The sequence below is a fragment of the Moorena sp. SIO4E2 genome, assembly GCF_010671945.1.
Taxonomy (GTDB): Bacteria; Cyanobacteriota; Cyanobacteriia; order Cyanobacteriales; family Coleofasciculaceae; genus Moorena; species Moorena producens.
Window position 1 is genome coordinate 1 of the sequence record NZ_JAAHIE010001045.1, and the last position, 1,861, is coordinate 1,861.

The following is a 1,861-nucleotide window of genomic DNA, read 5'->3' on the forward strand; positions in this document are numbered from 1 at the left end:
AAGGCAATCAATTAGCACTCTTTTCAGGACATCAATCCTCGGTATATAGTGTAAGTTTTAGTCCCGATGGTAAAACCCTCGCTACGGCATCAGCGGACAAAACGGTCAGAGTTTGGGATTTACAGGGCAATCAATTAGCACTCTTTTCAGGACATCAAGACTGGGTAAATAGTGTAAGTTTTAGTCCCGATGGTAAAACCCTCGCTACGGCATCATATGACAAAACGGTTAGACTCTGGCCAGTTGAAGATTTAGGTGAGATGCTGGCTAGGGGCTGTAAGTTGCTCGAAGGTTACTTTGTGGATCATCCTGAATCCTTAGATAACTTAGAGAAATGCCAAGATTCAGATAGCAAAATAGCTGCAGCTTCTGGTTTTGTTAAACAAGGTGAGGAGTTAGCAAAACAGGGGGATGTTGAGGCTGCTATTGCTAAGTTTCAAAAAGCCAAACAATGGAATACGGAGCTGGAATTAGAGCTAGAGAAAAAAGCAAAAGCGATTGCTCTTGTTGCAAAAGGTGAGGAGTTAGCTAAAGAGGGGGATGTTGAGGGTGCTATTGCTAAGTTTCAAGAAGCCAAACAATGGAATACGGAGCTAGAATTACAGCCAGAGATAAAAGCCAAACAGCTAGCAGCACCCGCTAAAGTTAAACAAGGTGAGGAGTTAGCAGAAGAGGGTCAATTAACCAAAGCCCTATCTCTCTATAAAGAAGCACAACAACTAGATCCAAACCTAGAAATTGATGCTAATTCTTGGAACGCACTGTGTTGGCTTGGTAGCCTCCATGGATATGCTGCTGAGGTGATGGATGCCTGTGAAAAAGCAATAGTCAAAGATCCTGAAAATCAAAAGTTTCATCAAGGTAATCGTGGTTTGGCTAGAGCCCTGACTGGGGATACAGCAGGAGCAATATCAGATTTTCAGGCATCTGTAGAATGGCGTGACCAGATTTATCCATCGATTGAAAGTCATGAACGTAGAGCAAGATTGCAATATCACAAAAGACAACGGCAAAAATGGATAGATCAGCTGCGGGCTGGTAAGAATCCTTTTACGGAAGAGGTGTTGAAGGATTTACTTGAGGAGGAAGAGTGGTAATAGGCAATAGGCAATACGCCCAAGTCAGAAGTTAGAAGTCAGAAGTCAGAAGTAAGCTAGACTCACGTTTCGGAGTTTAGGAGCGATGCAGCTGAATGCGTCGTGCTATAAGAGAAAAATCTTGTAGAACTGGCATCTTGCCAGTGTCAATATTTGGCATCAAGCTGTAGAACTGGCATCAAGCTGTAGAACTGGCATCAAGCTGTAGAACTGGCATCTTGCCAGTGTCCATAGATAGTCGGGCGGGCAGGATGCCCACTCTACTGATATTGAAACTGGCAGTAGAACTGGCATCTTGCCAGTGTCAATATATTTTTTGTTACAAAATTTCTCAAAATATGTTATAATTAAATATTTTTGTGCTACAGTATAAGAGTGGGCGCTAAGACGCCCAGAGTCAAGAGCTAGCCCGGGGAAAGTGCAAAATCTACGGGCTAGCTCTGGCTCCCCTAAAAAAGGAGACAATTTGATTATGAGTTATTCTGAACGGCTTCACCCGTGGGTGGTCATTCGGCTGTTACCCAACATGCAGCGAGTTGTTGTTGCTCGCTTCCGCAATCGGTCGGATGCGGAGGGACATTTGTGGGCTCTGAAACGATTAATGCCCGATGCGGAATTTATAATTGTTTTTGATGTGGGGAATAATCCGATAAATCCTAGGGAATAGGGAATAGGGAATAGGGAACAGGCTGACTGCCGGACACAAGTGCCTCAAAGCCTGATTATGCCTAGGTGATGGGATGCAGGTTTTGAGCGGACGGTCC

General features: G+C 44.2%; 3 protein-coding genes. 2 read left to right on the forward strand and 1 reads right to left on the reverse strand.

Annotation, left to right across the window (positions count from 1 at the left end):
* A partial coding sequence (locus tag F6K37_RS40430; RefSeq protein WP_502887830.1) for a WD40 repeat domain-containing protein occupies positions 1 to 1,097 on the forward strand: 1,097 nt, incomplete at its 5' end.
* A gap of 159 nt (positions 1,098 to 1,256) precedes the next feature.
* Here the strand turns inward: F6K37_RS40430 and F6K37_RS40435 are convergent.
* Positions 1,257 to 1,391 (reverse strand): hypothetical protein, encoded by a 135-nt coding sequence (locus F6K37_RS40435; protein ID WP_287256920.1) that lies wholly within the window; start codon positions 1,389 to 1,391, stop codon positions 1,257 to 1,259.
* A 178-nt stretch (positions 1,392 to 1,569) separates the two neighbouring features.
* On the opposite strand from F6K37_RS40435, the gene F6K37_RS40440 reads away from it, so the two are divergent.
* Positions 1,570 to 1,764 carry a hypothetical protein gene (locus F6K37_RS40440; protein ID WP_287256921.1) on the forward strand — a complete coding sequence of 65 codons (195 nt, stop codon included), beginning with the start codon at positions 1,570 to 1,572 and terminating at the stop codon, positions 1,762 to 1,764.
* Positions 1,765 to 1,861: the final 97 nt, after the last annotated feature.

Excerpts from the sequence above, each read along its gene's own strand:
- F6K37_RS40435 (WP_287256920.1), bottom strand. The coding sequence starts at position 1,391 with ATGCCAGTTCTACTGCCAGTTTCAATATCAGTAGAGTGGGCATCCTGC.
- F6K37_RS40440 (WP_287256921.1), top strand. The coding sequence starts at position 1,570 with ATGAGTTATTCTGAACGGCTTCACCCGTGGGTGGTCATTCGGCTGTTA.